The organism is Microbacterium sp. LBN7 (assembly GCF_045690345.1).
Taxonomy (GTDB): Bacteria; Actinomycetota; Actinomycetes; order Actinomycetales; family Microbacteriaceae; genus Microbacterium.
The window spans coordinates 1,111,896-1,138,067 of the sequence record NZ_CP147856.1; the positions used below are offsets into that span (position 1 = coordinate 1,111,896).

The 26,172-nt window shown below is 68.9% G+C and carries 20 protein-coding genes; 9 read left to right on the top strand and 11 right to left on the bottom strand.

Features of this window, described 5'->3' with window-relative positions:
• Nucleotides 1-7: 7 nt before the first annotated feature.
• Nucleotides 8-1,573 (bottom strand): CoA-acylating methylmalonate-semialdehyde dehydrogenase, encoded by a 1,566-nt coding sequence (locus LBN7_RS05400; RefSeq protein WP_407361194.1) that lies wholly within the window; start codon nucleotides 1,571-1,573, stop codon nucleotides 8-10.
• Between the two features lie 339 nt (nucleotides 1,574-1,912).
• On the opposite strand from LBN7_RS05400, the gene LBN7_RS05405 reads away from it, so the two are divergent.
• From LBN7_RS05405 to LBN7_RS05420, 4 genes are all read left to right on the top strand, one after another.
• A complete protein-coding gene (locus LBN7_RS05405) occupies nucleotides 1,913-2,914 on the top strand; it encodes a LacI family DNA-binding transcriptional regulator (RefSeq protein WP_407361195.1) in 1,002 nt (333 codons plus the stop codon).
• 115 nt (nucleotides 2,915-3,029) lie between these two features.
• On the top strand, nucleotides 3,030-3,950 hold the full coding sequence (locus tag LBN7_RS05410; RefSeq protein WP_407361196.1) for an NAD-dependent epimerase/dehydratase family protein: 921 nt from the start codon (nucleotides 3,030-3,032) through the stop codon (nucleotides 3,948-3,950).
• Nucleotides 3,950-4,849 carry a 5-dehydro-4-deoxyglucarate dehydratase gene (locus LBN7_RS05415; protein ID WP_407361197.1) on the top strand — a complete coding sequence of 300 codons (900 nt, stop codon included), beginning with the start codon at nucleotides 3,950-3,952 and terminating at the stop codon, nucleotides 4,847-4,849. Before LBN7_RS05410 ends, LBN7_RS05415 begins: the two co-directional genes overlap by 1 nt.
• Complete coding sequence (locus tag LBN7_RS05420) at nucleotides 4,846-5,946, top strand: mandelate racemase/muconate lactonizing enzyme family protein (RefSeq protein ID WP_407361198.1); 1,101 nt, start codon at nucleotides 4,846-4,848, stop codon at nucleotides 5,944-5,946. Before LBN7_RS05415 ends, LBN7_RS05420 begins: the two co-directional genes overlap by 4 nt.
• A gap of 52 nt (nucleotides 5,947-5,998) precedes the next feature.
• On the opposite strand, the gene LBN7_RS05425 is transcribed toward LBN7_RS05420, so the two are convergent.
• From LBN7_RS05425 to LBN7_RS05450, 6 genes are read right to left on the bottom strand one after another with little or no spacing between them, the layout of a single operon-like run.
• Nucleotides 5,999-7,630, bottom strand: a complete 1,632-nt coding sequence (locus LBN7_RS05425) for an alpha-amylase family glycosyl hydrolase (RefSeq protein WP_407361199.1) — start codon at nucleotides 7,628-7,630, stop codon at nucleotides 5,999-6,001.
• A gap of 7 nt (nucleotides 7,631-7,637) precedes the next feature.
• Nucleotides 7,638-8,507, bottom strand: a complete 870-nt coding sequence (locus tag LBN7_RS05430; RefSeq protein ID WP_407361200.1) for a carbohydrate ABC transporter permease — start codon at nucleotides 8,505-8,507, stop codon at nucleotides 7,638-7,640.
• Nucleotides 8,497-9,456, bottom strand: coding sequence for a carbohydrate ABC transporter permease (locus tag LBN7_RS05435; RefSeq protein WP_407361201.1), 960 nt, complete (start codon nucleotides 9,454-9,456; stop codon nucleotides 8,497-8,499). Before LBN7_RS05435 ends, LBN7_RS05430 begins: the two co-directional genes overlap by 11 nt.
• A 1-nt stretch (nucleotide 9,457) precedes the next feature.
• Nucleotides 9,458-10,738, bottom strand: a complete 1,281-nt coding sequence (locus LBN7_RS05440; RefSeq protein ID WP_407361202.1) for an ABC transporter substrate-binding protein — start codon at nucleotides 10,736-10,738, stop codon at nucleotides 9,458-9,460.
• A 13-nt stretch (nucleotides 10,739-10,751) separates the two neighbouring features.
• A complete protein-coding gene (locus LBN7_RS05445; protein WP_407361203.1) occupies nucleotides 10,752-12,344 on the bottom strand; it encodes an FAD-dependent oxidoreductase in 1,593 nt (530 codons plus the stop codon).
• On the bottom strand, nucleotides 12,341-13,381 hold the full coding sequence (locus LBN7_RS05450) for a LacI family DNA-binding transcriptional regulator (protein WP_407361204.1): 1,041 nt from the start codon (nucleotides 13,379-13,381) through the stop codon (nucleotides 12,341-12,343). Before LBN7_RS05450 ends, LBN7_RS05445 begins: the two co-directional genes overlap by 4 nt.
• 165 nt (nucleotides 13,382-13,546) lie before the next feature.
• Between LBN7_RS05450 and LBN7_RS05455 the strand changes: the two genes are divergently transcribed.
• On the top strand, nucleotides 13,547-15,883 hold the full coding sequence (locus LBN7_RS05455) for a hypothetical protein (protein ID WP_407361205.1): 2,337 nt from the start codon (nucleotides 13,547-13,549) through the stop codon (nucleotides 15,881-15,883).
• Nucleotides 15,884-16,073: 190 nt separating this feature from the next.
• Here the strand turns inward: LBN7_RS05455 and LBN7_RS05460 are convergent, their stop codons facing one another.
• On the bottom strand, nucleotides 16,074-17,069 hold the full coding sequence (locus tag LBN7_RS05460; protein ID WP_407361206.1) for a nitrilase family protein: 996 nt from the start codon (nucleotides 17,067-17,069) through the stop codon (nucleotides 16,074-16,076).
• Nucleotides 17,070-17,164: 95 nt separating this feature from the next.
• On the opposite strand from LBN7_RS05460, the gene LBN7_RS05465 reads away from it, so the two are divergent.
• The 4 genes from LBN7_RS05465 to LBN7_RS05480 all read left to right on the top strand — a co-directional run bounded on the left by LBN7_RS05465 (nucleotide 17,165) and on the right by LBN7_RS05480 (nucleotide 23,639).
• Nucleotides 17,165-18,049, top strand: a complete 885-nt coding sequence (locus tag LBN7_RS05465) for a LysR family transcriptional regulator (protein ID WP_407361207.1) — start codon at nucleotides 17,165-17,167, stop codon at nucleotides 18,047-18,049.
• 194 nt (nucleotides 18,050-18,243) lie between these two features.
• A complete protein-coding gene (locus LBN7_RS05470) occupies nucleotides 18,244-22,224 on the top strand; it encodes an Ig-like domain-containing protein (RefSeq protein ID WP_407361208.1) in 3,981 nt (1,326 codons plus the stop codon).
• 89 nt (nucleotides 22,225-22,313) lie between these two features.
• A complete protein-coding gene (locus LBN7_RS05475) occupies nucleotides 22,314-22,919 on the top strand; it encodes an SGNH/GDSL hydrolase family protein (protein ID WP_116634273.1) in 606 nt (201 codons plus the stop codon).
• A 39-nt stretch (nucleotides 22,920-22,958) separates the two neighbouring features.
• Nucleotides 22,959-23,639, top strand: coding sequence for a GntR family transcriptional regulator (locus LBN7_RS05480; protein WP_116634272.1), 681 nt, complete (start codon nucleotides 22,959-22,961; stop codon nucleotides 23,637-23,639).
• Here LBN7_RS05480 and LBN7_RS05485 read toward each other — a convergent pair.
• The 3 genes from LBN7_RS05485 to LBN7_RS05495 are packed head-to-tail and all read right to left on the bottom strand — an operon-like array spanning nucleotide 23,618 to nucleotide 26,153.
• Complete coding sequence (locus tag LBN7_RS05485; protein WP_407361209.1) at nucleotides 23,618-24,439, bottom strand: amidohydrolase family protein; 822 nt, start codon at nucleotides 24,437-24,439, stop codon at nucleotides 23,618-23,620. The two genes, LBN7_RS05480 and LBN7_RS05485, sit on opposite strands and share 22 nt — an antisense overlap.
• Nucleotides 24,436-25,392 (bottom strand): aldo/keto reductase, encoded by a 957-nt coding sequence (locus tag LBN7_RS05490; protein ID WP_407361210.1) that lies wholly within the window; start codon nucleotides 25,390-25,392, stop codon nucleotides 24,436-24,438. Before LBN7_RS05490 ends, LBN7_RS05485 begins: the two co-directional genes overlap by 4 nt.
• Nucleotides 25,371-26,153 (bottom strand): ribonuclease activity regulator RraA, encoded by a 783-nt coding sequence (locus LBN7_RS05495; RefSeq protein ID WP_243408823.1) that lies wholly within the window; start codon nucleotides 26,151-26,153, stop codon nucleotides 25,371-25,373. Before LBN7_RS05495 ends, LBN7_RS05490 begins: the two co-directional genes overlap by 22 nt.
• Nucleotides 26,154-26,172: the final 19 nt, after the last annotated feature.

A 26,172-nucleotide genomic window follows, 5' to 3' on the forward strand; every position in this document is an offset into this window, starting at 1 on the left:
GAAGGGCTCAGTTGTTCTGGGGGAAGCCGAGGTTGATGCCGGTGTGGGCGGAGTCGTTGCGAGTGGCGGGGTCGATCCACCGGGCGGTGACGGCCTTCTCGCGGGTGAAGAAGTCGAAGCCGTGCACACCGTAGGCCTTCGCGTCACCGAACAGCGACTTCTTCCAGCCGCCGAACGAGTGGTACGCGACCGGGACGGGGATCGGGACGTTGATGCCGATCATCCCGACCTGCACCTCGTTCTGGAACCGGCGGGCCGCGCCCCCGTCGTTCGTGAAGATCGCCGTCCCGTTGCCGAACTCGCCCGAGTTGATCAGGGCGAGGCCCTCGTCGTACGAGGCGACCCGGACGACGGAGAGCACCGGCCCGAAGATCTCCTCCGTGTACGCGCGGGAGGTCGTGGGGAGGCCGTCGATCAGGGTCGGGCCGAAGAAGAAGCCGTCCTCGTGACCGTCGACCGTGAACCCGCGCCCGTCGACGACGATCCTCGCCCCGTCGGCCTCGGCGATGTCGACGTAGGAGGAGACCTTGTCGCGGTGCACGTCGGTGATCAGCGGGCCCATGTCGGGCTCGACGCCGTCGAAGCCGGCGCCGTTCCCGATCTTCAGAGCCGCGATGCGGTCCGTGATCTTCGCGATCAGATCATCCGCGACCGGCTCCACGGCCAGGACCACGCTGATCGCCATGCAGCGCTCGCCCGCCGCGCCGTAGCCGGCGTTCACGGCGTTGTCGGCCACCAGGTCGAGGTCGGCATCCGGCAGCACGAGCATGTGGTTCTTCGCCCCACCGAGGGCCTGCACGCGCTTGCCGTGCTTCGACGCGGTCTCGTAGATGTACTGCGCGATCGGCGTCGACCCCACGAAGCTGATCGACTGCACGACGGGAGAGGTGAGCAGCCCGTCGACCGCGAGCTTGTCCCCCTGCAGCACCGTGAAGACGCCATCGGGAAGCCCGGCCTCCTGCCAGACCCGCGCGAGCCACAGGGCGGCGGACGGGTCCTTCTCGGACGGCTTCAACACCACCGCGTTGCCGGCCGCGATCGCGATCGGCACGAACCACAGCGGCACCATCACCGGGAAGTTGAACGGCGAGATCACCCCCACCACGCCCAAGGGCTGCTTGAGGGAGTACACGTCGATGCCCGACGACGCGTTCTCACTGAACGCGCCCTTGATCAGGTGCGGGAATCCCGTCGCGAGCTCCACGACCTCCTGCCCACGCAGGATCTCCCCCATCGCATCCGACACGACCTTCCCGTGCTCGGAAGTGATCAGCTCCGCCAGCTCCTGCTTGCGGGCGTTCAGGATCTCCCGGAACGCGAACAGCACCGACTGCCGCTTCGCGATCGAGAACCCCGACCACACCCGGAATCCCGCCTCCGCCGACGCGATCGCCTCATCGATCTCGGCCTGATCCGCCAGCGCCACATGCGCCTGCACCGCACCGGTCGCCGGGTTGAAGACCGGAGCGGTCCGCCCCGACTCCGACGGCCGCAGCGCGCCATCGATCCAATGCGCGATCACAGGAACGGAGGATGCCGTCGTCGAGGCGGCGGACGTGTCAGTGATGGTCATTCTTCACCTCGGGGTCGTCGGGGGTGGTCGACCTCAGTGAAGCAGGACACGCGCAGGCGGAGACGTGCCACTACGTCCTGACACCACGAATCTCATCGACAGTCAGGCAGCACCGCGGCCCCGACGTCCGCCGCGAACGAGATTGGCTACTGTCGATCGGGAGAGCGAACCGGGAGGCGTCCGCATGAAGAAGCGACGACGGGCCGCCGTCGCCCTTCTCGTCGGAGGTCTCGCCCGGCTCCGCTCGCGATCTCAGCCGAAGCCGCCGCTGGACAGCCCTCGCTAGGATGGCCTGGTTCGCCGCCCGGTGACGATTCGCGGGCGCGCAGAGGGAGAGAGATGCCACGGTCGAGCCGGAGGACTCGGATCACCGACGTCGCCCGGCTCGCGGGAGTCTCCCTGTCGACCGTGTCACGGGCGATGAACGACAACCCCACGGTCGACCCCGCCCTGGTCGCGCGCGTCAAGGCCGCAGCCGCCGAGCTCGGCTACACCGCGAACCCCGTCGCGCGCAGCCTCGTGCTGAGGCGCACGCAGACGGTCGCCGTGGTCGTCCCCGACCTCGAGAATCCCACCTTCCAGGCGATCCTGCGCGGACTCAGCCATGCCGCGGCATCCGACGGCTATCACGTGCTGATCGCCGACTCGGTCGAGGATCTCGACAGCGAGCGCGCCCTCGCCCGGGCCACACGGCTACGCACCGACGGCCTGGTGCTGTGCTCGCCGCGGATGCCCGCGGACGAGCTGACCGACCTGCTCGCCGACGTCTCCCCCGCCGTCGTCATCAATCGCGAGGAGCTCCCCGACATCCCGGTGATCGCCGCCGACTACGGCGCGGCACTCGGCGAGCAGATCGAGCACCTGCGCGCGCTCGGTCACACGCGCCTCGCGTATCTCGCCGGCAGCACCCGCAGCGCGTCGCACCACGCGCGGCGAGAGGCCATCGCCCGCGCTCGGGTCGACCAGCCGCAGATCGAGGTTCTCGAGATCCCGACCGGCGTCGACTTCGAGAGCGGTCGCGCGGCGGCGGATGCCGTCGTCGATTCGCGGGCGACGGGCGTTCTGGCCTTCAACGACCTGGTCGCGATGGGGCTGCTCACCGCGCTCGCCGATCGCGGCATCCTGGTCCCTGCCGACATCTCGGTCGTCGGCTTCGACGACATCCCCTTCGCCGCACACGCCCACCCTCCGCTGACCACGTCCGCCGTGCCGGCGCACGAACTCGGAGCGCGTGCGTGGCAGGCGATGCACGAGCAGCTGGAAGGGCATGCCGCCCCCGGCAGGCAGACGCTCGTGCCGCGGATGGTCGTCCGCGCGAGCACCGCTCACGTCGCGCACTGACCGCAGCGACTTCCTTGCCACCCGGCCAGACCGCTGTGTTAGCGTGAGATGAGAAAACGTTTCCTGGAGGTCCTGCGATGGCGAAGAGCTCTCCCCCGTCGATCGGCGCATCGTCATGAGGATCGTCGTCACCGGCGGCTCCGGGCGCCTCGGGCGTTCCCTCGTCTCCGATCTCGCGGATGCCGGGCACGAGCTCGTCTCGCTCGATCGCACCCCGACGTCGTCGCTCGACCGCGACGGCGTGGAGCAGGTCGCCGTCGATCTCGTCGACGCCGGCGCCACGGTCGATGTCCTCACCGCCGCTCGCGCCGATGCCGTGATCCACCTCGCCGCGATCGCGGTGCCGTTCAGCGCACCGGAGGACGAGATCCTGCGCACCAACGCGGCCCTGGCCATGTCGGTGCTGGGTGGCGCCGTGACCGCCGGTGTCCCGCGTATCGTGGCGGCGTCCAGCCCGACGGTGATCGGCTACGGCGCACCGGCCGGGTGGGCGCCCGATCGGCTCCCGCTCGACGAGGAATCGCCGACCCTGCCCTGGAACGCCTACGGCCTCTCGAAGCTGGTGATCGAGCACACGATCGGGATGCTGCGGCGTCAGACCGGCGACAGCACCCGGTTCGCGGCGTTCCGCCCCTGCTACGTCATCGCGCCAGAGGAATGGGCCGGTGCTCCGACCCAGCAGGGGCATACCGTGCGGGAGCGGCTCGATGACCCGGCGCTCGCCGCACCCGCCCTGTTCAACTACGTCGACGCGCGCGACGTCGCGACCTTCGCCGACACGCTGGTGCGAGGACTCGACGACATCCCGAACGGAGAGGTCTTCTTCGTCGGGGCCGACGACGCTCTCGCCCGCCAGCCGCTCCGCGAGCTGATCCCCCGGTTCCACCCCGGAGCCGCGCCGGCCGCTGAAGCCCTCGACGGCACGGCATCCGCCTTCAGCTCGGCGAAGGCCCACCGGCTGCTGGGCTGGCGGCCGACGCGCACGTGGCGCAGCGAGCTCGCCCCCTCGACATCCCTCCCCACGAAAGGTCTCTGATGGACTTCCGCGGCATCCTGTTCTTCCCGGTCACCCCCTTCGACGCCGGCGGTGCCGTCGACCACGATCTGCTCCGCGCGCACGTCGACGCGGGCATCGCCGCCGGAGCGGGCGGGGTGTTCCCGGCTTGCGGCACCGGAGAGTTCCACGCGCTGTCGGCATCCGAGGCCGCGTCGGTCACGCGGACGGCCGTCGAGGCCGTGCAGCGACGGGTGCCGGTGATCGCCGGTTCCGGCGGCCCTCTGGGCCACGCGCTCGAGGTCGCTCGCGCGGCGGCGGATGCCGGCGCCGACGGACTGCTCGTGCTGCCGCCGTATCTCGTCGGGGGCACGCAGCAGGGCCTCGTCTCCTACGTCGAGCAGATCACCGCGGCATCCGCGCTCCCCGTCATCGTCTACCACCGCGCCACGGCGCAGTTCTCCGTGGACGTCATCCGCCGGCTCACGCAGAACCCGAAGGTCGTCGGGTTCAAGGACGGCACCGGAGACATCGGCACGACGCAGCTCATCGTGCGCGCGATCGCCGAATCCGGGCGCACGGACTTCGCCCTCTTCAACGGGCTGCTCACCGCCGAGCTCACGCAGGCCGCCTATCGGGGCATCGGCGTTCCGCTGTACTCCTCGGCCGCGTTCGCGATGATCCCCGAGGTCGCGAACGCCTACTACCGGGCCTACGTCGACGGCGACGACGAGCGCAGACTCCGCATCCTCGACGGGTTCTACCGTCCGCTCGTCGCGCTGCGCGACGAGACTCCCGGCTTCGGAGTCTCCCTGATCAAGGCGGGTCTGCGTCTCTCCGGCGTTCCGGTCGGCTCGGTGCGGGCTCCGCTCGTCGACCCGACACCGGATCAGGAGGCGCGGCTCGGCGAGATCCTGGCGGCAGGACGCGCGCTGTTGTGACCACGATCGAGCGGTTCGAGACACGCCTTCAACGCATCCCCCTGACCCGCCCCTGGGGAACCGACGTGACCTCGGTCGGAGTGATCGCCACGCACGTGGTCCGCTCCGACGGCGCCGAGGGCTGGGGATTCTCATGGACCCCGCAGATCGGGGCCTCGGCCGTGCACTCGCTGCTCGCGGACGACATCACCGCGTTCGCCCTCCGACGCTCGGCGGTCCCCGGCGAGATCTGGCAGAGCGCCTGGGAGCACCTGCACGAAGCGGGCGGGGGCGGGATCACGACGATCGCGCTCGCCGGACTGGATCTCGCACTCTGGGATGCCGCCGCCCGCGCCGACGACGTGACGGTCTCCGCACGGATCGGCCGGCGGCGGGACCGGGTACGGGCGTACGGGTCAGGCGTGAACCTGCATTACTCGCAGGACGAGCTGCTCGCGCAGGTGCAGCGCTGGATCGATGCCGGCTTCCCGGCCGTGAAGATCAAAGTGGGAGGGCCCGATCTCGCCGAGGATGTGGACCGTGTGGCCGGTGTGCGCGAGCTGCTCGGCCCCGACCGCGCGCTGATGATCGATGCGAACCAGCGGTGGGATCTCGCGCGTGCGACGACGGCGATCGAGGCGCTGTCGGCCTTCGACCCCGCCTGGATCGAGGAACCGCTGCGGGCCGACGACCTCGCTGCGCATTCCGAACTGGCGCGCCGTATCGACGTTCCCGTCGCCGTCGGGGAGAACATCCACACCGCGCACCGCTTCGCCGACTTCCTCCGTGCGGACGCCGCGCAGATCCTTCAGCCGAACATCGTCCGCGTCGGCGGCATCACGCCGTTCCTGCGCATCGCGGAACTCGCCGCGGAGCACGGCGTCGCGGTGCACCCGCACCTGCTCCCCGAGCTCTCCGGGCAGCTCGCGATCACGCTCGACGGCGACCCCTGGGTGGAGGATGTGGAGGATGCCGGGTTCGGCGCGCTCGGTGCCCTGGCCGACCCCGCGCCCGTGCGGATCGCCGACGGCTACCTGACCGAGGCGCCGCATTCCGGGCTCGGCATCCGTTTCGCGCCGGTGCTCGGCGGGGAGCCCGATCGCACCGGCCCTCGTTGACGCCGCTCCGCGACCTCTCGGACCCGACCGGTCGCTCCGGTGTCGCGCGCCCTCACACCTCGGCGGCCACGCGGGCCCAGATCGTGCGATCGGGGTCGAGTGCCCCTCGCGAGGATGCGTCGCTCGCCAGGAAGACGTTGAGGCCCGGCGGGACGCGTACGGGCTCGCTGCCGAAGTTCGTGATCGACACGAACTGCCGGCGCCGGAACGCGATGACATCGTCGCCCAGATCGAGCCACTCGAAGTCGTCGGCGCGCAGGTCGGGGATCTCCCGTCGCGCCCGCAGCGAGGCGCGGTAGAGGGAGAGGGTCGAATCGATGTCCTGCTCCTGGCGCTCGGCGGCGTAGGTGTACCAGTCGTCGGGCTGCGTGAGCCACGTGGACGCCCCCGCGTCGGGCGAGAATCCGAAGGGGCGGCGCATCCCCGCCCAGGGCAGCGGAACGCGGCATCCGTCACGACCCGGACTCTCGCCACCGGTGCGGAAGTACATCGGGTCCTGCAGCTCGTCCGGCCGCAGATCCTCCACCTCCGGAAGGCCGAGTTCGTCGCCCTGGTAGACGTACAGCGATCCGGGAAGGGCGGCGATCAGAAGAGCGGCCGCGTGCGCCCGACCCCGGCCGAGGGCGAGATCCGTGTCGACGCCCCAGCGCTTGGCCTCGAAGGAGAACCCGGTGTCGGCGCGGCCGAATCGGGTCACGGGCCTGGTGACGTCGTGGTTGGAGAGGACCCACGTGCAGGGCGCACCGGCTCCGCGGTGCAGGTCCATCATCCGGTCGATCGACTCGCGGTACTCCTCCGCCCGCCACGCCCTCGTCATCAGGTCGAAGTTGAAGGCCGTATGCAGCTCATCAGGCGCGAGATAGCGCGCGAATCGCTGACCGTCGGGAATCCATACCTCTCCGATGAGCACGCGCGGCTCGTCGTAGCCGTCCGCGATCTCGCGCCACCGCCGGTAGACCGCGTGCACCTCGTCGCGGTCGAGATTCGGATGACGCCCCGGGGCGTGCGATCCGTCGTCTTCCGGCAGCGCGGGATCCTTCATGATGTGCGCGGCGGAATCGATCCGGATGCCGGCCACCCCGCGGTCGAACCAGAAGCGCAGCAGGTCCTCGTGCTCGCGCGCGACGTCGGGGTGGGTCCAGTTCAGATCCGGCTGCTCCGACGAGAAGAGATGGAGGTACCACTCCCCCGGCTCGCCGTCGGCATCCGTCGTCCTCGTCCAGGTTCCGCCGCCGAAGTTGTTCTTCCAGCGGGTCGGCGGTTCCGATCCCCCTTCGCCGCGGCCCGGATGGAACCAGAACCGCTTGCGCGCCTCCGAGCCCGGAGGAGAGGCCAGCGCCTCGACGAACCAAGGATGTCGCTCGGAGACGTGGTTCGGCACCAGATCGATGATGGTGCGGATCCCGACCTCCCGCGCCTCGCGGATCAGCGCCTCGGCCTCCTCCAGCGTGCCGAACGCCGGATCGATCTGCCGGTAGTCCTCGACGTCATAGCCGCCGTCGGCGAGCGGAGATCGGTACCACGGGGTGAACCAGAGCGCGTCGATGCCGAGCGAGACGAAGTACGGCAACGCGGCCCGCACGCCGGCGAGGTCGCCGATGCCGTCGCCGTCGCCGTCGCGGAAGCTGCGCGGATACACCTCGTAGACGGCGGCGCTGCGCCACCATTCCTGCTGCTCGCTCATGCGTCGTTCATCCCTTCAGCCCGGAATGCGCGAGACCCTCGACGAACTGCTTCTGCGCGATGATGAAGACGATCAGCATCGGCACGACCGTCATCGTCGCGGCGGCGAGCTGCGTGTTCCACATCTCCCCGCCGTACGCGTCGGCGTAGCGGGTGAGCGCCTGCGGCAGGGTGAAGAGCTCGGGAGACGTGAGGTACACGGTCGGCTCGAGGTAGAGGTTCCACGAGGCGAGGAACGTGAGGATCGCGACCGCCGAGAGCGCCGGCTTGGCCAGCGGCATGCTGATCCGCCACCAGATCCCGACCCGTCCCAGCCCGTCCAGGCGCGCCGCCTCTTCGAGCTCGCCGGGAAGGGCGATGAAGAACTGACGCATGACGAACGTCGCCAGCACGCAGGGCGCGGCCAGCGCCGTGACCAGGATGAGCGGCCAATGGGTGTTGACCAGGCCCGCCTGCGTGAACATCTGGAACAGCGGCACGATCGTCACCTCGCTCGGCACGAGCAGTCCGACGAGCACGATGAAGAAGAGCAGGTTGCGCCCGCGGAACCGGATGCGTGCGAACGCGTAGCCGGCGAGACTCGCGACCAGCATCGTCACGAGCGTGACGACGACGGCGATGTACACGCTGTTGAAGTACTGGCGCGCGAACGGCTGGAACGTGAACGCCTCCGCGTAGGCGGCGAGCGTCGGAGATCCCGTGAAGATCGTCGGGGGCGACTGGAAGATCTCGTTCAGCGGCTTGAGAGACGAGGCGATCATCCACACGGTCGGCAGGACGAAGGGGATCGCGAGGACCGAGAGCGCGACGATCAGGATGACGCGGCGCAGGACATGGGCGCCGCGGCGCTGACCTCGGGAGAGGACCTCAGTCTTCATAGAACACCCACTTCTTGCGGAGCTGCCACTGCAGCAGCGTCAGCAGCATCACGAACGTCAGCAGCATGAGCGCGAGAGTCGACCCGTAGCCGATGTTGTTGAACTCGAACGCCTGCTGGAACACGTAGTAGACGAGCACGGTCGTGGAGAGCCCGGGACCGCCACCGGTGAGCACCGCGATCTGGGCGAAGGCCTGCAGCGCGCCGACGATCGTGATGATCGCGGTGAGCAGCACGGTCGGCGAGATGAGCGGGAGCGTGATGCGGAAGAAGATGGTGGCGCTGCCCGCCCCGTCGATGCGGGCGGCCTCGTGCAGTTCGCTCGGCACTCCCTGCAGCGCCGAGAGGAACAGCACCATGTTGATCCCGACGCTGCGGACCACCTGCGAGACAATCACGGCGATCATGGCGGTGTCGCCGCTCTGCAGCCAGTTCGGGCCGTCGATGCCGATGACGGAGAGCGCGCCGTTGATGCCGCCGTTGTCCTGCAGGAGGAAGCCCCAGACCAGCGTCCATGCCACGACCGACACGACGACGGGCGAGAAGAACAGCGTGCGGAAGAAGGTCACACCGCGGAAGCGGCGATTGAGCATCACGGCGATTCCGAGCCCGAGGGCGATGTTCAGCACGACGATGCCGCCCGAGAACACCACCGTCGCGAGGAGGACGGACGGCAGCTGAGGATCGGTGAGCAGGTCGGCGTAGTTGTCGCCGCCGACGAACTCGAGCCGGCCGCTGAAGATGTTCCAGTCGTTGAGGCTGTACCAGACGGCGAGCCCGACGGGCACCAGCACGAACAGCACGACGCCGATGAGCTGCGGAGTGATGAACAGGTAGCCCGCGAGCGCGTCGCGGCGGCTCGCCGACCAGAACCGTCGTCTGGGCGGCGCGGCGGGGGGCCGGGAGGCGCCGGCGGGCGCCTCCCGGGTTTCGACGGTGGTGACGGTCATGTCAGTTCGCGAGCACGGGCTGGATGGCCTCGCACACCTCTCCGAGCACGGCCTCGACATCGGCATCCGCGACCCACATCGCATCGAAGGCCGCCTTGCCCTTCTGCGCGATCTCCGCCGGGTTGGTGTGGTTGGGCAGCGTCACGGAGTCCGGCACCTGGTCGACGACGACGGTCTGGAGCTGATCCGCCGTGAGCTTGGCGTTGTTCTCGGCGAGCTTCTCGCCCGTGAGGAGCGACGCGCGGGGCGGCGGGAAGTACTGGGCCAGCAGCGCGGCGTTCTCCGGATCGGTCAGGTAGGCGAGGAAGTCGGTCGCCTCCTGCGTGTGCGCGCTCGAGGAGAGCACTCCGACGCCGGCCTGGCCGATCACCGAGTAGTCGCCCTCGGGCCCCGCGGGCAACGGGATCACGTCGTAGGCGAAGGTCCCGTCGAGCAGCGACGCGCGCGACACCTGCGCCACGGTGAAGGCCGCGTCGCCGGCGAAGAAGTCGGCGGCCACCCCCGGCCCCGGCATGGACTTGTCGACGAAGGCGGCGTCGTGGAGGAACTGGAACGCGTCGACCATCTCGGGGCTGTCGAACGTGCACGTCGCCCCGTCCTCGGACCACGCCGATGCTCCCCAGCCGGTCCAGACCGTGGCGAGGTTGTTCCACGACGAGTAGTCGAAGTCGCGGATGACGAAGCCGGCCTTGCCGGTAGCGGCGTTGACCGCGGCGCCGATGGTCGAGATGTCCTCCCACGTCGGATCGCCGGTGGGGAGCGTCTGGCCCGCCGCCGTCAGGAGGTCGGTGTTGACATAGAGAGCGAACGGCGAGTTCGAGAACGGGTACGCGTAGAGCTCGTCGTCGACGGAGAACTCCGCGGTGACGCTCCCCAGGAGATCGTCGTAGTCCCAGCCCTTCGTCGCCTCGAGCTTGTCGGTGAGCGGGACGAGCGCGTCCGCGGCGATGAGATCCTTCGACAGGTCGCCCATCCAGGCGAGGTCGGGCGCGTTGCCGCCGGCGATCTGCGTCGTCAGCGTCGTGTTGTAGTCGGCGAAGGGGAGGCTCTCGAACGTGATGGAGCCGATCTCCGGATGGTCGGTCTTGTACGCCTCGGCGATCGAGTCGAACAGGGCGAGCTGGTCCTCGTTCGAGGTCCACACGCTCATCCGGAGATCGACGCTGCCCGGTGCTGCCTCGGTCTCGACGGGCTCCGGCGGGGATGCCGCGCAGCCCGCGGCCACGAGGCCGATCGATGCGGTCAGCGCTGCGGCGCTGAACAGCTTCTTTGCTGTGTTCATGTCGTTTCCTTCTCTAGTAGCCGATGATCTCGGGCCAATGGATCTCCACGCCGGCCTCGATGAGACGGGACTGGAGCTGTACGGTGAGCGCGGCCTGCGCCGCGACGTCCTGCGGGCGGAGTCCCTGCTCGAGGCAGAAGCCGGCGAGCTCGCCGGCCGATTCGCCGATGTTCCACTCCACGGGGTGCAGGCGGTACGCGCCGTTCGTGATGTGGGTCGTGCCGATGTTCTTCGCGGCGGCGAGCAGGTTCTTCGTCCGCACGGGGATCAGGGCACCGAGCGGGATCTCGAACGGAGCGCACTCGACATCGATGTAGTTGTCGCCACCCGTCGACGGGTGCAGATCGATGCGGTACATGCCGACCCCGACGGTGTCGTCGAAGGTCGCCGGTCCCCCGTGGCCGCGGTACGCGACGGAGATGTCCTGCTCGACCACGGTGCGCAGCGCGCGGATGCGGCGGGACTCGCGGATGTACGGCGCCTGGGCGAATCCGTCCTCCGTTCCGGTGACGTCGCCTCGGAGTCGGAGTCCCGGCCATCCGCGGCCGCCGTCGGGGCGCGGTGCCTCGGTCTGCAGCCAGTGGAAGTAGGCCAGCGACTGCGCCTTCGCCGCCGCCAGATGCGACTCCCGGTCGGCGGTGTCGATGATCGACCCGCCGACGTAGTCGAGCTGCGGCCAGTTCGCCAGCACGATGTCGCTCGGGGCGAAGCCATCGCGGAAGGTCTGGCGGGCAGCGATCCGACGGAACTGCCACAGGTCGGTGTCGCCGGGGTCTACGCGCGGATCACCGGAGCGATCGAGGTCGGGGTTGACGTCGAGCGTGCGCTCCTCCGGCTCCAGGGTGCGCGGGTTCGGGGCGGTGAACGACAGCATCGGCGCACCCCAGAAGGGCAGCTCGAGCTGCTTCCACTCGTCGTAGTCGGCAGGACGCGGGATCGTGTGATCGCCGTCGACGTGATCGAAGACGAAGCACCAGGCGATGGACTGCACGTTATCGGGATCGGCGACCGCCGCCGCGCTCGGCTCGCCCGTCTCGGAACGGGCCTCTGCGCCGACGACGTAGTCCGTGCCGGTGAGCGGCAGCAGGTCTCCGGTCTCGGTGGCGTCCAGCACGAACGACGCCTCGATGACGGTGCGGATGCCGGACCTCGTGTCTTCGACTGTGACGGAGCGCACCACCCCGTCGGTCACCGCGGCAGCGACCGGCACAGCCGGCTGCAGCACGACGAGCTGCCCGTTGGACCGGTACGGCGCCAGCATCTGGTCGATGACCGAGACCGCCACACGGGGCTCATGGCAGAGGCGGCTCACGCGCCCGCGCCCCGGATTCAGCGTCCTGTCGGCGCGTGCCTCGTCGGAGAGGGGGTAGTGGTCGCGGTAGTAGCGGCGGATGCCGTCGCGCAGGGCGCGATAGCGGGCGGTCACGCCGAACTGCTCGACCCAGATGTGCTCGTCGGGCGGCACGGCCTGCGAGGTGAGCTGTCCGCCGAGCCAGGCGTACTCCTCGGTCAGGACGACACGATGGCCGCGCTCGAGCACGGCGAGGGCCGCGGCGACGCCGCCGAGTCCGCCGCCGATGACGGCGACGTCGGTGGTGAGGTTCACTCTGGATGCCGTTCGACGAGGGTGGCGCCGAACTCGACCTCGGCACTCAACAGGCGCTGCGTGTCGAGCTGGGGCCAGTCCTCCTCCGCCGAGCTCGAGACGAGCTGCTGCAGCAGAGCGAGGGCTTCGACCGCGACCTGCTCACGGGGAACGTGGAACCCGGTGAGCGCACGGTCGCCGACCCGGTGCCCGCGCACCTCGGCGAGGGATGCGACCGAGAGGTCGCCGGGAACGCTGATGCCCGCCTTCGACAGGGCGTGGATCACGTCTTCCGCGAGGAACGAGTCCTCGGCGAACACGACGCTCGCCGCGCCGATCGCGCCGGGGAGCGACGCGAGATCGGCCTCGCGGACGTAGTCGAACGCCAGCAGCCGCGCCGCGTCCGCCGCACGAACGGCGTTCATGCGGTCGTCGGCGGCCGGGCTCGTGAGGTCGTGGTGCACGTAGACGGCGCGCTCGTGCCCGAGGTGCGCCGCTCGTTCGATCAGGGCCGTGGTCGGGGTGACGTAGTCGAGTCCGACATAGGGGACCTTGGCGTCGGTCTCGTCTCGGCGACCGACGGCGACGAAGGGGAACTGCTCGTCGACGAGACGGGCCAGGTCGTCGCCGTCCATCCGCTGCCCCAGCAGGATGCAGCCGTCGGCCAGGCGCAAGCGCGTGTTCTTGTGGAAGAGCCGGCGAGAGCCGTCCTCCACCGGAGAGCTCGTGAAGAACAGGAGGTCGCAGCCGGCGCGCTCCGCGGCGCGTTCGATCCCGTTGAGGAGGGGGCCGTAGAAGTCCATGCTCTCCGGCGAGAGCGCCGCCTCGTAGGTGAAGACGCCGATGATCTGGTTGTCGAGACCGGCGAGCCGCCGGGCCGCAGGGTCGGCGACGTATGTGGACTGCTCGATCGCCTGCCTGACTCGAGCACGGGTCGCCTCGGGGATGCGGACGCTCGCTCCGTCGCGGTCGTTGAGCACCATCGACACAGTGCTCTGACTCACCCCGGCGATCTCCGCGATCTCGCGTTGCGTCACCTTGCGTGGCTTCGATGCCATCCTGACTCCTGACCCAGTGATAATTCGTATTTGCAGGACGCTAATACGTATCTGCAACTTTTGCAAATTCGCTTGACAACCGTCGGAGACACTCCTCAGGATGGGGAAACCGAATCTGCTGATACGCATGAGCAGATTCCTCCCCCACCGACAGCAGGAGTGACGATGACGTCAGCAGCAGCCCCCCGCACGCCCGGCCTCAGCCGCCGGGGATTCCTCAAGGCCACGATCGTGGCGGGCGTCGTGCTCGTCGCGGAGGCGAGTCCGGTGACGGCACACGCGGCCGCCGGAGACGTCACCCTCTCCGCGACCGGCATCAGCGTGCTGGCGAGCGTCGGCGGACGCGTCGCAATCCGCGACGCGTCCGGAGTGATCCGCACCCAGGGTTCGAAGTTCCAGGTGAAGGATCGGGTCACTGGCATCCACGTCTCCGTGGGAGGCACTCCGAGCCTCGTCACAGCCCCCGACGGCTCCCCGGCGATCCGCATGGACTACTCGTTCGACGCCGCAGCCGGACCGACGACCGTCGTCGGACTGATCACCCTGTCGACCAACCATGCCCACCTCGAATGGGAGGTGCAGGGAGACGCGACCCTCGTCCCGGACGGCTTCCTCTTCAGCCGCGCGATCCTCGCACCGACAGCCCCCGACGACTTCGTCGCGGTCACCGAATGGGTGCGCGACGACCGCGGCGGGATCCCGTACGAGGAGACCGCGGGCGTCGCCCACGTCTCGACCTGGGGCGCGCTGCACGGCATGTTCCTGCTCGAGCGCTCCCGCCAGGCGTGGACGAACACCACGTGGGTGCACTCCCCCGGCACCGAGCTGTCCGGTGGCGGCTACCTGAGCCAGGCCGACTTCTTCTTCAGCGAGACCCGCCCCTCGGCGACGGCGACGATCGGTCACGGCGACGAGCTCGGCATCGAACTGCGCACGGATCAGGCGTTCAACATCTGGGAAAGCGGCCAGACCGCGTCCGTGACGGCCCTCGTCGCCAACGGCGGAGCGACCGCGAAGAACGTGGAGCTGTCCTGGTGGGTTCGCGACTTCAACGGCACCGAGCTGGCAGCCAGCACCGTGACCGTGCCCGTCGGCGCGGCCGGGACGGCCGAGCACACGTTCACCCTCACCGTTCCCGCGCAGGGGATCGCTCTGGCGGAGGTGACGGCAAGCGCGGGAACGGATGCCGCTTTCGCCCGCACCACCCTCGCCGCACTCCCGCCGCGGACCCTCGATCCGAGCGCGGCGAGCATGTTCGGGATGGCGAACTACCCCTGGCTGCTGCGTCCCTCTGCTCCGGCCGTCCTCGATCTCTGGCAGCGCGTCGGCGTCAGCCGGGTGCGGATCTCCTATGCCGGAGGCCCCGGCCTCCCGCCGGCGGACTTCGATGCGCGGGGAATGCTCCACAACATCGAGCTCCAGCCCTCCCTGGAGGTCACCGACACGGCAGCCGCGGACTGGGCGGTCGCCAACGTCGCGACCGCGATCACCGCGGGCGCCGAGTACTTCGAGGTGGGCAACGAGCTGAACCGTCCCTTCAACACCGGCCTCGCCGCGCAGGCCTACATCGACAAGGCACTCCGCCCCGTCGTCGATCGGGTGACGGCGACGGGCTCGACGCTCAAGATCATGAACAACGGCCTCGCGGGGATGGACAAGCCCTGGGTGGAGAACTTCATCGCCGGCGGCGGCTGGGATCTCATCGACGCCTTCGCCTACCACCCCGGACGCGGCAACTTCACTCCCGACTACGTCCCTGCGGGTGACGACTGGGAGGAGTCGAGCAACGGCACCTACTGGAACTTCGCCGGCGGCCTGAAGCAGCTGAAGGCGCTGATGGCCGTGCACGGCGAGAAGGAGATCTGGCTCACGGAGGCGTACGCCTGCACGCGACCGAACGGCTGGTGGAACGACACCTACCGACATGCGGCGGAGAACGTGTTCCTCACCCTCGCGCTCGCCAAGGCGGAGGGCATCCGCAACGTCTGCTGGTATCAGTTCCACGACAGCGTGCTCGGAAACCCTCAGGTCGCCGACCCCGAGAACGTCGAGTACCACTACGGGCTCATGAACCGGGATCTCAGTGCGAAGCCGTCACTCCTCGCGTACGCGAACGCCGCGACGACGTTCGACGCCGCGACATTCCTCGGGTGGCTCGACCTCGGCGACGCGCACTCGAAGGGCCTGCTGTTCGACACGCCTCTCGGGCAGGCGGCGGTGCTGTGGAATCGCGCGGACGGCTACCTCCTCAACACGGACCACGATCCCGCCGACTGGCACTTCGCCGCGCCGGAGGTCTGGGTCGATCCGTGGCCCACGAAGACGCCCCTCACGCTGCCGGCATCCGGCGGAGCCGCCTTCCGGATCGATGCGATCGGACAGCGATCCGACCTCGCCGCCGCGGCGGGCATGATCGATGTCGTGCTCGACGGGGCGCCGCGCGTGTTCTACGGGCTCGACCTCACGTCCTGCCTGGTCGACGGCGACAGCGACTCCGACTAGAGACGGCGCAGGGACCGCAGCAACTCTGCGTGAGCGCGTGCACGGCGCAGGCCCCCGCGTGGCGGAGACGCATCCGGCCGCACGCTTCCGCGGAGGACGCGATCTCAAGGAGTCGATCGAGGCGGAGAGCCTGTTGACGGTGTGAGCGCGCGCCTCGACCGCATGGGGATTCGGCGTCGACACGGCCCGCTCAGCGCTCGATCCGGAAGTCGTCCGGGACGGGGACATCGGAGTGGCGCGCGGTGCGCGCGTCGCGTTCCAGACCGGAGCGCTGCGTGAGGATGCCGTAGAGCTCCGGGCGGCGGCCCAGGAGCCACCGGCGACCGGTCGACAGCGGAAGGAGATCCATGTCGAGGTCGGCGGTCACCACCGCTTCGTCAGCAACGGGCGTCTCGGCGACGATCCGCCCGTACGGGTCGAGGATCATCGCGTTCCCCGTGCGGATCTCGTCGTCGTCAGGGCCGATGCCGTTGCTGAAGAGCAGGAAGATCCCGTTGTCGTGTGCGCGGGCAGGGAGCCAGCGCAGGAGCCAGCCTCGCCCGTTCGGACCGTCGACCGCCTCCCGCAGAGCCTCGGGGTTCTCGAACCGGTCGCGCCAGAGCTCGGACGGAATCACCTTCATGCCGTGCGGGCTGCGCGAGCTCGTGCCGCCGGTCTGGTGGGGAGCGATGAGCACCGTTGCTCCGAGCAGCGCGACCGCTCGCACGTTCTCGACGAGGTTGTTGTCCCAGCAGATCAGAATCGCCATGCGCACGCCCCAGGGCGTGTCGAACACCGTGTAGTCGCTGCCGCTCGAGATCGCCTCGTGCTCGAAGGCGTGGAGCTTGCGATGGATGTGTACGGTGCCGTCGGGGAAGCAGACGGCGTAGGAGTTGAACAGCTCGTCGCCGTCGGACTCCAGGAAGCCCGCCCCGATGCCCACGCCGAGGTCAGCGGCGATCTCCTTCAGGGCCCGGACCAGCGGCCCATCAGCCGGCTCTGCGAGTTCACGCAGGCGCTCGGTGGTCGACGTGGTGAGGTGCCAATACGCCACCAGGCACATCTCCGGGAACACGACCAGGCGCGATCCGTCCTCCGCCGCAGACGTGGCGAGGCGCCGCACCGTCGCGAGGTTGCCCGCTTTGTCTGCCGGAAGGGCTTCGAACTGCACCACGGACACGCGGAGGTCGGCTGCGGATTCGGTCATCGGGTCTCTTCCCTTCGTCGAGGACTGCTTCCACTCAACTCGATTCATTGCATGACATCCAATGAATTCTCACTAATCAGATATATCCTCTGGGAATGGATATCCGATTGTTGCGCGCCTTCGTCGAGGCCGCCGATCGGCAGACCTTCAGCGAAGCCGCGATAGCACTCTCCATCACCCAACCCGCGTTCACCAAGCAGATCCAGCAGATCGAATCCCTGGTGGGAACACCCCTGTTCCACCGTGGACGTCACGGTGCCGTGCTCACCGCCGCCGGCGCGGAACTCATGAGTGAGGCCCGCGCGATCGTTGACCTCGCCACTCGTTTCGAGGAACGGGCGAAGCGCGTCGGCGCCGGAGAAGAGGGTCATCTCACCATCGGCTTCGGGCTCTCCAGCATCGGGGTCGCACCCCGGGCGGTCGCGGCCTTCCGCGTGAGCTCCCCCGGGGTCTCCGTGCGCTTGGAGGACATGTCGTCATCGGCTCACGTCGACGGCGTACGAAGCGGGGAGCTGGATATCGCGTTCACCCGTCTTCCGGTTCCGCGCGACCTCCGCGCCGTCTCCGTGCTCTCGGATCATCTGGCGATCGCTCATCCCGCCCACTGGGTGCCTCCCGCAGACGACACGGCGCTTCCGCACTGGCTCGACGAGCATCCGCTCGTCCGGCTGTCCGTCGGCCGCGGCCCGGGACTCGCTGCTCAGGCCGCCCGCTATGTCGCGGATGTCGGAGCCCAGCCGACCATCGTCCAAGAGGCCGACGACCTCCAGACGGTCCTCGCGCTGGTCGCAGCAGGAATCGGCATCGGGATCGTGCCGGAGAGCGCGCGCAACATCGCGCCCCGGCACGTGGGCATGCGGCGCCTGCGCGGGGCGAGCGCCTCCTGGAAGGTCGGAGTGGTCTGGAACCCGAGGAACGAGACGCCGGTCGTCCGCTCGTTCCTCGACGCTCTCGCGACGCTTCCCCCCGTCGAGGCCTGACGCGGTCGGACGACGACCTCGGCGCTCCGCTCGCCTCGCAGCGTCACGGCGACGAGAGCCTGATCCGTGAGCTCCTCCGGGTGGTGCGTCTTACCCCTTTTCGTTTTCTCGATTATCGATTATTGTCGGATCTCACGCATGGTCCGCAGCTGCCCGCGCAGCGCGTGCCGAACTCACCGAGGAGAAACGACGCAATGAAGCGCATGCCCATCGCCCTCTGCACCGCCTTCCTTCTGGCCGTCGGCCTCGCCCTGGCACCCGCAGGCGCGCAACCCGCATCTGCGGCCGGTCCCTTCGAGGTCTACGTCTCCCCCGACGGCGATGACTCCGCCGCCGGCACGGAGGATGCGCCGCTCAAGTCACTCGAGGCCGCGCGCGACGCGCTTCGAGTCGAGCGGGCGGCGAACGGCCTCGACGAAGGCGCGACCGTCTACCTCCGCGGCGGCTCGTATCCACGCTCCGAGTCGTTCGAACTCACCGCGGAGGACTCGGGGACCGCTGATGCCCCGATCACCTACCGCTCCTACCCGGGCGAGACCGCGCGTCTGACAGGGGGCGTCGAGCTCGACAAGAACGCCTTCGTGCCCGTGGACGATCCTGCGGTACTCGACCGGATCATCGACGACTCCGCCCACAGCCGCGTCCTCCAGCTCGACCTCGGAGCGCTCGGCATCACGGATTACGGTCAGGTGAGCCGCCACGGATACTGGAAGGCCAACGACGTCAGCGAGACGCCGCCCATGGAGCTCTACGTCGGCGGAGAGGGCCAGACGCTCGCGCGCTGGCCCAACACGGACACCGTGCAGATGGGCGAGATCCTCGATGCCGGCCCGGTGCAGGGCGACGCGGACCTCCAGGAGCGCGGCGGCACCTTCACGTACACCTACGACCGCCCTCAGTATTGGACGGAAGCCGAGGACATCTGGCTCGACGGGATCTTCGGATACAGCTGGGAGTGGTCGTACAACCGCATCGAATCGATCGACACCGAAGCCAAGACGATCAGCCTCGCCTACGGCGAGATGTCGGGCCTCATGAAGACGTGGTTCGAGGACTTCCATTTCGCGGAGAACCTCCTCGAAGAGCTGGATGCCCCCGGCGAGTACTACATCGACCGCGAAGCCGGCATCCTCTATCACCTGCCGAACGCCGCGTTCTCGACCACGGACGCCGAAGCTACGGTCACGATGCTCGACGAGCCGATGATCTGGACCGATGAGACATCGCACGTGCGCTTCGACGAGCTCGTCCTCGAATACGGACGCGCGACGGCAGCCGTCATCCTCGGCGGAGCCGATGTGCAGATCACGAACAGCGACATCCAGAACTTCGCCGACGGCGGCGTGCTGTTCAACACCCCGGGTCGCTACACCTACGACGAGATCCCGGTGAACCGAGGCGGCGTCGATCACGCGATCGTGTCATCCGAGCTGCGCCACATCGGCGGAGTGGCCGCCGTGCTCCAGGGCGGCGATGCCGAGACGCTGACGCCCGGCAACATCCGGGTGGAGAACTCGCACATCCACGACTTCGCCTACTACCACAAGGCCTACAACCCGGCGCTGATGTTCGTCGGGGTCGGCAACATCGGGCGCGGGAACGAGATCCACGATGCGCCTCACCCCGGGATCATCGTGCACGGCAACAATCATCTGATCGAGTACAACGAAATCTACGACATATGCAAGCTGTTCCAGGATCTCGGCGCGATCTACATGAACGCCGGCGCCACTCCCCAGCAGCGCGGCACGGTCATCTCGAGGAACTACTTCCATGACACCGGAATCGGCCGCCTGGGAGTGGAGGGCATCTATCCCGACAACCTCACCCGCGATCTCCTCATCGAGGAGAACGTGTTCTACCGGATGGGCAACGACGCGATCAAGAACGGTTCGGGCGACTACATCACCGCCAGGAACAACGTCTTCGTCGACACGCACATCCCCTACAACAACTACGAGATGTGGATGGGGGACGAACCGGGCAACAAGGTCGACACCGACTACATGCCGGGATGGATCGAGCTGTTCGAGGAGAACAACGGATTCGTCGACACTCCGTACGCCGCGCAGCACCCCGAGCTGCTGACGTTCTTCGAGGAGGACCATCACTTCCCCGCGCACAACGTCTTCGAGCGCAACGTCACCTGGAACCCGACGATGCCTCGCAGCGGTGATGTCAACGCGCATGGCGCCCGTGATGTCGTGGAGCTCATGAGCTACGCGGACAACTGGGTGACCGACTCCGATCCCGGTTTTGTGGACTGGCAGGGGGAGGACTTCCGGCTCGCCGAGGATGCAGCCGTCTTCGACGCGGTGCCCGGCTTCGCCGCCATCCCGTTCGAGCAGATCGGCCTGCAGGGTTCGGTCGGTGTCAGCGACGGCATCGACTCCATCCCGCTCCAGTCGATCCACCTCCCCACCGATGAGGCGGCCGTGCCCCTCGGCCAATCCCTGTCCCTCGCGGCCGAGGCGGTGCCGTGGAATGCGGACGACACCTCGGTGACCTACACGAGCAGCGACCCGGCGGTGGCGTCCATCGATGCCGGTGGCGTGCTCACCGCTCTCGCTCCCGGCTCGGTGACGGTCACGGCGACCTCGGTCGCCGACCCCGGCCTCACCGATCAGATGGTCGTGGTCGTGCTCGACGGAGACGGCGTGCTGCACTTCACCGACTTCGAATCCGGCGGCAACGGGTGGCCGGTCGACGGCAACCTCACGCTCGTCGAGGACGAGAGCGGCGACCACTGGTACCGCGTGCGCGGAGGGGCGAACGGACAGCTGGATCGTCAGTTCGGCGAATACGTGCTCCAGTTCCAGATGCGCACCCCGGAGGAGCTCACCGAGGGCGGGCAGATGCTGATCTACGACCGCAGCGGAGCGACCACCGCGGGATACGTGCGCTATCAGCACCTCGCCGCCGGTTCGGAGTGGATCATCTTCGACGGCGCGTGGGGAACGGTCGAATCCGTCGTGCTGCCTGCGGGCGAGGGCCTCGCTCCCGACACCGTCTACGACATCGAGCTGGTGGTGACGGCATCCGGGATCCGGGTCAGCGTCGATGGCGAACTCGTGATCGACGGCGAGAACCCGGCGCCCGAGGTACGCGGGAAGGTCGGGTTCTACGTGCAGGATCTTGCACACGTCGAGTTCGACGACGTGCGCCTGTCGCTCGTTCCCGTGGAAGTGACGGGCCTGACCCTCTCGCACGAGTCGGTCGGGCTGGCGGCGGGCGAGCGCCTCACCCTCACCGCGTCCGTCACCCCGCCGGATGCGCGTGCCGATGTCACCTGGACGAGCGCCGACCCGGCCATCGCCTCGGTGGCGGAGGACGGGACCGTCGTCGGCGTCGCCGCCGGAGACGTGGTGATCACGGCGACCTCCGTGGTGAACCCCTCGGTCACGGCTGCCGCGACCGTGTCCGTCACCGATCCGGAGTACGCCGTGATCGATCTCGGCGACCGACTCACCGATGTGGAGGGATGGCCGGCGTCGGAGGCCGTCTCGGTGGGCGACGCGGGCGTCTCGGTGACCGCCGAGGGGGTGGTCGGCTACGCCGCGGAGACGTTCGGCGACGGGCTCCTCAGGTTCGATGCCACCGTCGACGCCTTCGAGGACGGCTGGTTCGGCTTCGCGGTGCGCTCCGACCGTCCCGGCGATCCCCCGTGGGTCGACGGGAACAAGGGATACCTGGTCGTCATCAAGGAGGACGTCATCGAGTTCCAGAGCTGGAAGCCGGGCCAGACGATGATCGACGTCATCCCGAACTCGACGATCTCGGCCGGCACGCCCCACACCATCGAGTTCGGCGTCGTCGCCGCCGGAGCCGAGGCCACCGCCGGTTCCCGGCTGGTGCTGCGCGTCGACGGCGTCACGGTGTGGAGCCGGGTCGATGCGGACACGGCGAACCCGATCGCCTCGGAGGGCTACCTGAACGTCTTCCACTACGTCGAGGGCAACGGGCTGCTGCTCGCCCCGACGGTGGGCTCGTCGGAACCCGGAGAGCCCGGAGGGCCGGGCGGCCCGAGCGGGCCCGGGGCGCCGACCGGGCCTTCCGCATCCGGCGGCGGTCTCGCGCTCACGGGCGGCTCCGTCGGCTGGGCGGCCGGTGCGCTCGCGGCGGTGCTGCTCATCCTGGGCACGGCGTTCGTCCTGCGTCGACGGTCACGCGTCTGATCCGACGGAAGGGGCGGTCGCATCGGCGACCGCCCCTTCCGCATGTTTCTAGCGATTATCGATAGAGTGGTGGCAAGGAAAGGAAGCGGATGTCAGCACACGAGATCCTCATGTTCGTCGGCGACTCGATCACCGACGCGGGTCGCGATAGGAGCCGGCCGGATTCCCTGGGTGACGGGTATGTCTCCCTGGTGGCCCCCGAGCTGCCGGGTTCCCGGATCATCAATGCCGGCATCGCCGGCGACCGCGTCCGCGACCTGTCCGCCAGATGGGAGCGCGACGTCCTGTCCCACTCCCCCTCCACACTCACCGTGTATGTCGGCGTCAATGACACCTGGCGCCGGTTCGACGACGGAGATCCGACGACCTCGCAGGAATTCGAGGACGCCCTGGGCGACCTCCTCGACGTCTGGCCGCGCGACCATGCTCCCCGCCTGATCCTCATGGAGCCCTTCCTGCTTCCCGTGCGATCGGAGCAGCGCGAGTGGCTCGACGACCTTGCAGGGAAGAGGCGCGCGGTCGCCGCCATCGCTGCAGAGCTCGACGCATCGTTCGTCCCGCTGCACGGCATCCTCTCCGAGGCCGCGGCGGGTGTCGGCGGCGAAGCCCTCGCCCCCGACGGCGTGCACCCGACAGCCACGGGATCCCGCATCATCGCGGACGCCTGGCTCGACGCGTACAGCGGTCGGGCGTGACGCTGTGAACGATTGTCATAGAGAGGTTATGGTGTGCACATGAGCGATGTGTTCAGCTCGGTCACCGGTCTGCAGAAAGGCCTGCTCTCCGACCAGATCTATGTGCTGATCAAGGCCATGATCAAGGATGCGACCCTGCACCCGGGAGAACAGCTCGTCGAGTCTCAGCTGGCCCGCAAGCTCGAGGTCAGTCAGGCCCCGGTCCGCGATGCGCTCAAGCGGCTCTCGCACGAGGGTCTGGTGACGCACATCCGTCACCAGGGCAACTTCGTCGCCAGGTACTCCGACGAAGAGGTGGAGCAGGCGAAGGTCGCTCGAGCCGCTCTCGAATCGCTCGCCGGCTCGCTCACCTGCGGTCGTCTGGATGACGCGACGCGGCGCCGCCTCAGCGGCCTCATCGACGAGATGCACACCGCCGCCCACGACCTGCGCCTCGGTGAGTTCCGCGAGCTCGACTTCGCGTTCCACCGGGCGGTCATCGAGGCGAGCGGCAACGGCTACCTCCCTCGGATGTGGGACATCATCGAGCCGAGCCTGCGATCGATGCACGTGCTCGGCGACCCGCATTTCCCGGGAGACTGGGTGCAGGTGGCGGATTGGCACCGCAGCCTCCTCGATGTGCTCGAAGGATCCGATCCGGCTGCCGCCGCAGAGCTCTTCCGCGCCCACGCCGCCGGAACGCTGCTCGTCCCGACCGATCAGGACGAGGCGAGCGAGTAGGTCCGCGCGGCGGTACCCGACCAGAATGCTCGCGCACCGACAGCGTCCAGCTCTCCGACGGCTTCGGCCGTCAGACGGATGAGGTCTCGGTAGGGCAGCACCCGAGACGACATCGGCCAATCGCTGCCGAACATCAGCCGGTCCACTCCGACCGCGGCCTCGGCATCGGCGAAGAGCGAACGCAGTCGCCGCCCATCGCCCGGCGTCCGTGCGACGCCGGAGAACTTCGCCACGACCGCGGGCAGGTCGACGAGCGACCGCAGATCATCACGCCATCGCCGGGTCGGCTCCGCCATCCCGAGACCGAGGTGGCACACGACGATGGCGAGGGACGGATGCCGTTCGGCGAGCCCTCGCACCGCGGGGAGCTGCTCGGCCCGGATGAGCACCTCCATGACCCTTCCCGTCTCCGCGAGTCCCTCCGCGAGCCTTTCGAGGTGCGGCACGTCGGCGAGATCCGCCCGAGCGGCGGGTGCAGCCACGCGCATGCCGGCCACGCGGCCGCCGGATTCCTCGATCGCGGCACCCGTCGCGCCGCTCCACTCCTGATCGTGCGGCTCGTATTGCAGCACGACGCGGGATGCCGGCAGCGACGAGACCTCGCTGAGCAGCCATCGCGCCTCGCCGAGGGTGTCCGCCGCCTGCACGGCGAGGACCGAGCGCACGTCCGTTCCCGCCAACGTCTCGCGCAGCTCGGATGCCGTCACCGATCGCGGCAGCCGGAGGTCGTCACGGAACCAGGGGATCGACATCCGCTCGACGTCCCACAGGTGCACGTGCGCATCGACGATGGGAGTCATCGAGCGATGCCGGATGCCGCCTCGTCCAGCTCCTCCCAGAGCTCGCCGGGGAGCTCGGCCTCGAGTCCGTCGGCGAAATCGTCCACCTCGTGCGCCGTGCGAGCACCGACGACGATCCCCTCCACCTGTGCGTATCGCAGCGGAAAGCGCGCCGCCGCCCAGGCGAGCGGAACCCCCCACCGGCGGCACACCGCCGCGAAGGCATCCGTCTGCTCGCGGTGTCGATCGGAGGCGGCGCGATAGTCGAAGTAGGGCGAGCCCACCGGGTCGGCGAGGATCCCGGAGTTGAACACCCCAGCCCCGATGATCCCGACGCCGCGCTCACGGGCGAGGGGCAGCAGCTGCTCCTCGGCTGACCGATCGAGGAGGGTCAACCGGCCCGCGGGCATGACGACATCGACCTCCGCTTCCGCGACGAAGCGCACCAGCGGAGCGGTGCGGACCATACCGATCCCGATCGCGCGCACGACGCCCTGATCCCGCAGATCGTGAAGGACGGGCATCACCTCGGCGAGTGCGAGATCGACGTCCTCCGGATCATGCAGGTGCAGCAGATCGATCCGATCGGTGCGCAGGCGACGCAGACTGCCCTCGAGACTCCTCAGGACTCCGTCGCGGGTGAGGTCGCCTGTGGTGTCGACGCCGATGCCGCCGGTCTCCACGGTCGCCCCGTCGGCGGCGACGATCCTCCGCCCGATCTTGGTCGCGATGACGACGTCGTCGCGCGGCACCCCGGCGAGAGCGGCGCCCAGGCGTCGCTCGCTCTCCCCCGCCCCGTAGTGCGGGGCGGTGTCGAAGAAGCGGATGCCGCGCTCGAGGGCGCGCTCGATGGTCGCCGTCGCGGCGTCATCGGGGACGGGTGTGTAGAGGTTCCCGATGGGTGCGCACCCCAACCCCGCCAGCAGCGAACCCGATCGGCCGCTCGCCGGCCTCAGGCTCGGGCGGAGAGCCACGACTCGTACTCCTGCCGAGCGTCGGGCGACAGCGGGTAGTAGTCGCTCAGGACCGCTCCCTCCTCCAGTCGCTGCCTGCTGAAGACCTCCCACTGCTCGTGATCCTGCGCCGCATCGACGACGTCATGAGCCAGCCGCTGCGGAACGATGACGGGGCCGTCGTCGTCTGCCACGACGAGGTCACCGGGCATGCAGAGGGTACCGCCGACGGCGACGGGCACATCGTACGCCCACGGGAAGAGCTCGGATTGCGAGGCGTAGTGCGGCGTGGTGCCTGTGGACCAGACGGGGATGCCGAGGTCGCGGATGCGACCGGCATCGCGGATGCGTCCGTCGACGACGATGCCCGCCCCGCCCTTGCGGGCGAAGTAGCTGGCGAGTATGTCTCCGATGCAGCCGGAGAATCGGCTGCCGTAGGCCTGGATGACGAGCACGTCTCCGGGTTGCACCGTCTCGAGCACCTCCCACAGCGCCGTGTGACGTTCGACGTACTCCTGCCCGAGCCCGGAGGCCATGTCCTCCCGCTGCGGCATGAACTGCAGGGTGAGGGCGGAGCCGACGACGCGCTGTCCCGGTGAGAGCGCCTGCGGTCCGTCGACGAACGAACGGGTGATCCCCATCCCGTGCAGCTTGGCACACGCCGTCGCCGACGACACCGTCCCCATTCTCGCGATCGACTCGACGTCGGCGCGTTCGAATCGTCCGCCGCGCACGGGAAGGTCGAAGTCTGGTCGAGCGAGCTCGATCGGGGAATCGGACATGGGTGGAGCTCCTTGTGCT